General features: G+C 46.0%; 7 protein-coding genes and 2 pseudogenes. 8 read left to right on the top strand and 1 reads right to left on the bottom strand.

All coding sequences use genetic code 11. The annotated features are described in order from the left end of the window. The 6 genes and pseudogenes from H6F63_RS12165 to proB all read left to right on the top strand — a co-directional run. A pseudogene (locus tag H6F63_RS12165) lies at window positions 1-127 on the top strand (ISKra4 family transposase); the annotation flags it as partial. Between the two features lie 31 nt (window positions 128-158). After that, window positions 159-1,283 (top strand): annotated as a pseudogene (locus H6F63_RS12160) (alpha-amylase family glycosyl hydrolase); the annotation flags it as partial. Between the two features lie 235 nt (window positions 1,284-1,518). Then, window positions 1,519-2,088, top strand: coding sequence for a DUF3727 domain-containing protein (locus H6F63_RS12155; RefSeq protein ID WP_190421305.1), 570 nt, complete (start codon window positions 1,519-1,521; stop codon window positions 2,086-2,088). Between the two features lie 121 nt (window positions 2,089-2,209). Then, entirely contained in the window at window positions 2,210-3,298 is a 1,089-nt protein-coding gene (mltG, locus tag H6F63_RS12150; protein ID WP_190421304.1) for an endolytic transglycosylase MltG, read from the top strand. A 173-nt stretch (window positions 3,299-3,471) separates the two neighbouring features. Next, a complete protein-coding gene (locus H6F63_RS12145; protein ID WP_190637672.1) occupies window positions 3,472-4,020 on the top strand; it encodes a YqeG family HAD IIIA-type phosphatase in 549 nt (182 codons plus the stop codon). 287 nt (window positions 4,021-4,307) lie between these two features. Next, window positions 4,308-5,417, top strand: a complete 1,110-nt coding sequence (gene proB / locus H6F63_RS12140) for a glutamate 5-kinase (protein ID WP_190421332.1) — start codon at window positions 4,308-4,310, stop codon at window positions 5,415-5,417. Window positions 5,418-5,462: 45 nt separating this feature from the next. Here proB and H6F63_RS12135 read toward each other — a convergent pair whose 3' ends face one another. Beyond that, window positions 5,463-6,560: a helix-turn-helix domain-containing protein gene (locus H6F63_RS12135; RefSeq protein WP_190637670.1), complete on the bottom strand. Its 1,098-nt coding sequence runs from the start codon at window positions 6,558-6,560 to the stop codon at window positions 5,463-5,465. Window positions 6,561-7,004: 444 nt separating this feature from the next. Here H6F63_RS12135 and H6F63_RS30500 point away from each other — a divergent pair, with 444 nt between their 5' ends. Next, on the top strand, window positions 7,005-7,133 hold the full coding sequence (locus tag H6F63_RS30500) for a hypothetical protein (protein WP_277873796.1): 129 nt from the start codon (window positions 7,005-7,007) through the stop codon (window positions 7,131-7,133). Between the two features lie 78 nt (window positions 7,134-7,211). Continuing rightward, window positions 7,212-7,394, top strand: a complete 183-nt coding sequence (locus H6F63_RS12130) for a hypothetical protein (RefSeq protein ID WP_190637668.1) — start codon at window positions 7,212-7,214, stop codon at window positions 7,392-7,394. The last annotated feature ends 178 nt before the right edge of the window (window positions 7,395-7,572 follow it).

Raw genomic sequence — 7,572 nt, 5'->3', positions numbered from 1 at the left:
TGTAGAGTCGGCAGTAAAACAAATTGATAGAAGGTTGAAAATTTCAGGAGCGCAGTGGTTGATGAAAAATGTTAATCAAATGCTTAAGCTTCGGTGCGCCTACCTTAACGGATCAATATCCGTTTGATGCTCAAAAGCGCAAAACCGGGATGCTCCCATCCAGCTATGGCTCGACAGAAGATTTGAAACGGTTTATTGACGAGTGTCATGGTAGAGGTATTCGCGTTTTCATCGATGGAATTTATAACCATACAGATGAAGAATGCCCTTTAATGCTCATAGACCGGAATTACTGGTACTACGAGAATATGCACTATCCAGAAGATCCTGCGAACTATTGGGGGCCAGAGTTTAACTATGACAACTACGACGAAAACTTAGATATCAAACCTGCCTGGAAATACGTCGGGGATGTGGTGCGTTACTGGGTTCAGAAGTATCACATTGATGGTATTCGTTTTGATGCCCTGCGCCAATTGGCTAACTATGAATTTATGGACTGGCTTGCTAAACAAGCGAAAAAAAATACTGCACCGAAGCCGTTTTACAACATTGCCGAACACATTCCCGATACAAACACTGTAGTTTATCCACAAGGGCCGTTAGATGGCTGTTGGCATGAAAGTTTCCGCTACTTTGTGGTTCCGCATATTTGTGGTGAAACATTTGCATTAGAAAAGCTCAAAGAGGTATTAGACCCAAAACGACAGGCTTATACGGCTGCTACGAATGTGGTGAATTATTTGGCAACTCACGATCGCGAACACCTGATGAGAGAGTTAGGCGATCGCGGTATTTTTGGCGAAGCCGCATTTGGACGAGCCAAGTTAGCAGCTATTCTGTTAATGACAGCGATGGGTGTACCGATGCTGTGGATGGGAGAAGAGTTTGGCGAACACGAGCGCAAAAGTGAAACAGTGACTCAGCCAAATAAAATAGCATGGCCTTTGTTGTCAAAAGATTTGAATCGGGATTTGTTTGAGTATTACAAAAAATTAATCGCCCTCCGCAAACAAAATCTAGCTCTTTGTAGCAATAACATTGATTTTTTCTACGAAAACCCAGAGGAAAAAGTTCTAGCTTACGTCCGCTGGAATGATGAGGGTTCCCATGTTGTCGTCGTGGCAAATTTCTCAGATAAATTTCTGTCGGGGTATCGCCTTCCTAACTTCCCTGCCTCTGGGACGTGGCAAGATTGGATGGGTGACACCCAGGTCGAAGCCAGTGAAGATGGCTTGAGCATCGACCTGCCAGAGTACGCAGCGAAGGTGTTAGTCATTTAATTCTCTAAGAGGGATTTAGATCCCTGTCCTGCTAAATTTCTACACCCATTTACGGATAGGTCTATTGACATAATAAAATTGGACAGGTTAATCAGCGAGTATTTAGTAGCTTCTAACTTTTGGCTACTAACGTCGTGATATCCTGATTTTTGCAAGCTGCTTCCTCAATGTGTAAAAACTTTGGGGAGTGCAGTTTCAAAGTCCACAATCCAGAGTCGATAGCAGCATATCTGCAATGTTCTCATCCCAACCCCCTGACGAGAATGGATCTTCAGTGCCAGCCGTCTCGCTGACCGATGAATCCGGGCGATCGCTTAGTTGTTACATTGAACATTCCATAGAGGTAGAAGGTGAAGAATACGTCATCCTCCTGCCGATAGATTCACCTGTAGAAATTGTTGCCTGGGACGAGGACAAGGAGGAAGAAGAAGCCACCTTGGTCGAAGACGAAGCCGAAATTGACGAAATCTTTTCTACGGCTCAAGCAGTCCTGGCAGAAAGAAATCTGGACTTAAAGCGGACAGCATTTGCCCTGACTGTAGCCGGGGAATTGCCTGCTGTTGATGAGGACGAAATTCTCACATTGGAAATTGAGGATGAAGATACTCAGTTGGAACCAGAGGAATTTCAGAAACTCGCCAGCTTCTACCACAAGGAACAAGAGTATACAATTTACACTCCTTTAGATCCGTTGTTGTTGTTTGCTCGCATTAACGAAGCGGGTGAACCAGAGTTACTTTCTCCAGAGGAATTTAAAAAAGTGCAACCGATACTAGAAGATCAACTGTTTGATGACATGGAATAAACACCCAAAGTGATGAGTTATGAGTAATGAGTGAGGAGTTAAATTAGAATTTTAAAATTCAAAACTCAACACTCAAAATTCATAACTTTTCTTCACGCAGGGGTTGTTACCCGCAATCAAGATGAAAGCAATCCAACGCATCTCTAAATGGACGTTTCTCGCCCTCATACCTGTAGTACTGGGAGTCGGTACATGGCAGGGCTGGGCATGGTGGAGTTGGGCGAGTGGGCCTCCTGTGACTCAAACTCAATCACCTTCCTCTGCTGAACAAAAAGACGCATTGCTGCAAATCCGCATACCGCAAGGAACTTCGAGCCAGCAAATAGGCAAGGATTTAGAAGCAGCAGGTTTGATTCGCTCGGCTGAAGCTTGGGATCTCTGGGCGTATTGGTTGCGATGGCAAAAGCGACCAGGTGGGTTTCAAGCCGGGACTTACCAACTCTCACCTACTGAGCCGCTATCTGCGATCGCGGATAAAATTTGGACTGGCGAAGTGGTACAGCTAAGTTTCACCATCCCGGAAGGATGGTCGCTAACTCAAATGGCTGCATACTTTGAATCACAAGGATTTTTCAAAAGCCAAGATTTCTTAGCAGCCGTTACTCAGATTCCTCTAAACCAATATCCCTGGCTTCCAAATAAGGTGCCTCATCTGGAAGGTTTTTTGTATCCGGATACCTACAAGCTAAATGGCGATCGCGTCACTCCAGAGGCAATTATCAAACAAATGCTCGATCGGTTTGAGTCGGTCGCACTCCCCCTCTATCAACAAGGCGAACAGAAACCAGCGCTAACCCTTCTTGAGTGGGTAACATTGGCAAGCATCGTCGAAAAAGAAGCGGTAATTCCTACGGAACGCCGTCTGATTGCTGGTGTCTTCACTCGACGCCTCAAACAGGGAATGAGACTTGAAACCGACCCTACTGTTGAGTACGGATTGGGCATTCGGCAAACTGCGGATCAGCCACTGACTTTTGCTCAAGTAAAAACTGCCTCTCCTTACAATACTTACCTCAACCCAGGATTACCTCCTACTCCCATCGCTAGCCCTGGCTTAGCTAGTCTGAAAGCGGCTCTGAATCCGGAAAAAACAGATTACGTATTTTTTGTGGCTCGTTACGATGGCACTCACGTTTTTAGTCGAACAGTACAAGAACACGAAGCCGCGAAAAATGCCATTCGCAGACAACGACAACAACAAAATCAATAGTCATTGGGTACTGGCTATAAGCTAATCGCTAATATCAAGAATAATCAGCTTTTAGCGATTAGCCACTGACAAAAATCTAACAACTCACCCATACCCCCATAAGTCTAAATTCCCTGGATTGTTCGTGGAGTCTGAAGAGTTCCCAGTCCCCAGTCCCCAGCCCCCATACTTTTATGTCCTTGATAGCACCGTTACAACCTGACTTAATTTTGGGTAAACCAATTTTGAGTCTCACGCCGGAAATCCTCCAGCAATATCATCTCAAAGGTTTAGTGTTAGATGTCGATGAAACGCTAGTGCCACTCTCGGTAGCGCAAGCCTCTGAAGAACTCGTGCAATGGGTGGAACAGATTAGAAATGTGGCAACGTTGTGGCTGGTGAGTAATAACCTTAGCGAAAGCCGGATTAGCGGTATCGCCAAGTCGTTAAACTTGCCCTATATTACCAGTGCAGCCAAACCTTCTCGACGCAAGTTGAGGCAAGCTGTCACTGCCATGAACCTGCCAGTTGAACAGGTGGCGATGGTAGGCGATCGCTTATTCACAGATGTCCTAGCAGGTAACAGACTAGGTATGTTTACTATTCTCGTCGAGCCGATGGTTGACCCCTCAGTTGCCGCGAAATACTACCCAGTCCGCACCGTTGAAGTCTGGATATCTCAAGCTTTGGGCGTTTCTCTCCACGCAAAGCAACAAAACTTTAAAAACCCTGACAAATCATGAGAAAGGGAAATATAAAAAAATAATTATGAAATCAATTATTGTCAAATTTTCCTGGCATTATAGTTATGGTTCAAGTGGGGTCAGCGGATATAAAGACCCTAAAAATAAATCCCCGTAAATACCTGCGTAAAACGCCAGTTCCTTCTATAAGAGGAACTGGCGTTTGACAATTTTGGATAGGGAATTGGGAATTGGGGATTGGAAATTGGGAATTGCAAGGAATCTTACCCAGCCCCCACCCTCTAGTCCCCAGTCCCCAGTCTCCAGTCCCCAGCCCCCAGCTCCCAGTGTCTCAAACCCTCGTTGTAAAAATTGGTACTTCCAGCCTGACATCGCCAGAAACAGGTAATCTGGCACTTTCCACGATAGCCGCCTTAGTAGAAAGCCTCACGGAGTTGCGGCGGCAAGGTCATAACGTAGTGCTGGTATCTTCTGGTGCCGTGGGAGTTGGTTGCGCTAGATTGGGATTACGCGATCGCCCCCGGACGCTGGCACTAAAACAAGCTGTAGCAGCGGTAGGTCAGGGACGGCTGATGCGGGTGTACGATGATTTGTTTACCACCTTGCAACAACCTATTGCCCAAGTTCTCCTTACCCGCAGTACCTTTAGAGAACGCACGGCGTATATTAACGCTTCCAACACCTTTCGGGAACTGCTGCGGCTGGGCGTAATTCCCGTGGTGAACGAGAATGACACCGTAGCAGTAGATGAACTGAAATTTGGGGATAACGATACCCTCTCAGCCTTAGTAGCCAGCTTGATAGAAGCAGATTGGCTGTTTTTAATGACCGATGTAGATCGACTTTACTCTGCCGATCCGCGCCAAGTACCAGACGCGCAGCCGATAACTCTCGTGAACCATATTGATGAGTTAGAAGAATTACAAGTGCAAACAGGCGATCGCGGTTCTGCGTGGGGTACTGGTGGCATGGTTACAAAAATTACTGCTGCCCGCATTGCCACCAGCGCAGGCGTGCGGACAGTAATTACAGAAGGACGATTTCCCGGTAACATCCAGAAAATTTTGCAGGGAGAACCCATCGGCACCCAGTTTGAACCCCGCGACACAGCGGGAAATGCCCGGAAGCGCTGGATAGCTCATGGTTTGATTCCATCTGGCAAACTGATGCTAGATGAGGGAGCGATCGCGGCAATTTCGCAAGCCGGAAAATCCCTCTTAGCTGCTGGCATTACCGCAGTCGAAGGAGACTTCCAGGCATCAGATGCCGTAAAGCTGTGCGACCAACAAGGGCGGGAAATTGCCAGAGGGCTTGTGAACTACAGCAGCGACGAGCTACAGATGGTTCGCGGACACCGCTCAGAAGAAATTCCCACCATCTTAGGCTACACCGGAGCCGAAACCGTCGTCCATCGAGATAATCTCGTCATTAGTTAGTAGTTAATGGCTAATTGTTTATTTTTATAAGCCATTAGCTAATAACTAATTACTACTTATTGCTTCCGGCGGCGCAATATCATTTCCAACTGCCACCCCCTTCTTACCCAACTTTAAGCCTGGTTTAGCAGGTTTCGCAATTTGCTGAGACTCTGAAACAGAAGGATTCGAGGGAACATCTGGCAGAGGATCAACTGTTGCTGAAGACTGTGAGTGATTCGATGTCACAGCTAGTCCGCCCACTGCCCCAGCCACAAGAGCCGCATAGCCGACGTATAAATGTAGCGTGCTAAGCTGAAATACCGATGCTGATGCGGGTCGATACCAAGATGGCACCACAGTTTTTACAGGATCGGGTGCAGGTAAAGAAGCAGCCATTGCTGCCCCATCCAACCCCAATGCCTCTCCTATCCGGCGAATAAAGCCTCTGACATAGATATCTTCCGGCAATTGATCCAAACGACAAATTTCTAAAGCTTGAATGTGATGGGGCGGCACCAATGTTAAATTATGAATTTGTCGCATAGTCAGTGACTGAGCATGACGCGCCTGCCGTAGTTCCTGACCAATTTGCCGCAGACGCTCCTCCCGCTCTTGAGCCGCCATTTGCGCTGCCAGCTGAGCCTTGGAGAGTTTTTTAGTTGGTTTGGGAAAAACCGGATCTATATTGCTGCTACTAAACGGTGGCACAGCTTCTTCGGAATTGGCGGGTGAGTTATTCGGTTTGTTGTTTGTTGTTCGTTGTTGGTTATCCGTGGGCGTTGTCAGGTTGTTAGAATCTAACAACGTTTCCACTGGACAACTGGACAACTCTTCTGTAACGACTGACGACGGACTACTAAGCTGCTGTTCTTGTTGATTGTTACTGATTTCTGTGGATGCGACGGGAACGACTTTGTAAGTCTTGGCAAACTGCTGGAACGCTAGCCGGATAGCTTCTCGCGCCACTGCCTTAACCATAATTTGGGCATTCCCCGCAGCTTCTCCCAGGATCGTCTGTAACCCAGCCAAAGAACGGTTATAGACTTCGCTGCTATAAAGTTCAGCTTCTATTCGGCTGAGGATAGACCGCAACACTTCCTGGGAAATTTCAATGGTGGGGCTTTCGGTAATACCGATACCATATGCCGGTTGTAATGCCATGACTTTATCTTGTCGAACGCGATCGTTGTAGAACAAAACTTAACGCGATCGCCCAGGCATGATCTTTTCAAGGGAGTGCTTTGGCTACTCCCCGCGCCTATTATCAGTGATTTACTTACCGATAACTGACGGTGACACAAGCTGCTTGGACTATCTGAGTAATCTCTTCGACAAGTTGGCACTGGTTCCGGATCAGTCAATAGTCAATTTTCTCTGGCTATGGGGAGCCTGCCAATTTTCAGCTTTTATGTGTTAATGTGGCTAATTGTTGCCTGATTCAGCACCCAGAATTAAGGAGCCAGAACTTATCATAAGCTTGGCTCCTAACTCTTTATAAAGACGTACTTTCTATAGCTGAGTCCTGACAACTTAATGCAATATAGATATTTAGCGAGGATATCGCTTTCCTGGCTCGTAATCTTTCGCCAAGCAGCGTTCGAGTAAATGAATGCTATAAAGGTACAAGAAGCGACGGGGATTAAGTACCAGCTTGGTTCTGGAACTGAAGATTGGCTGGTTGAGAAACTGCCAGAGGGGGAACTTAATCTTGTTGTATCGTGGAGCCATAGTTAGAGAATTCCAGATAGCAGTAGTAAGGATTGCTTTCACCACGCATCTATCTTAGGTGATATTTGGTGGATTAATATAACTTTGCCAGAAACTACTACATTATTTCTTGGGTTAGATTACGGAATCTGGAAGAAGCATTTTGCCAAAGTCTGTATTTTCACGGATGCGATCGCCTATCCCCAAGCAAGCGTCCACCGCAATCAGCTATTTTCAAGCAAGCGATCACACGCCCGCCAGATAAGTTTAGGTAATTGTACTCATTAAAAGTAGTTGATTTTTCTATTACTAAAGTTAAAAGACGCTGCAAGTAAAATAATATTAATTTTATATATCCCTCTTCTGTCACTCTCCGAAGAGAGAAAATAGGAAACAAGCAAAATTATCCAGAAGCGTAAAAGGGTTTAAATTGATTCATTGCATTAATTAAATGATTGAAACCCAA

Source organism: Trichocoleus sp. FACHB-40 (genome assembly GCF_014695915.1).
GTDB lineage: Bacteria > Cyanobacteriota > Cyanobacteriia > Cyanobacteriales > FACHB-T130 > Funiculus > Funiculus sociatus.
The sequence above is the reverse complement of the archived record's forward strand: the minus strand, read 5'-3'. Positions and strand labels throughout refer to the sequence as shown.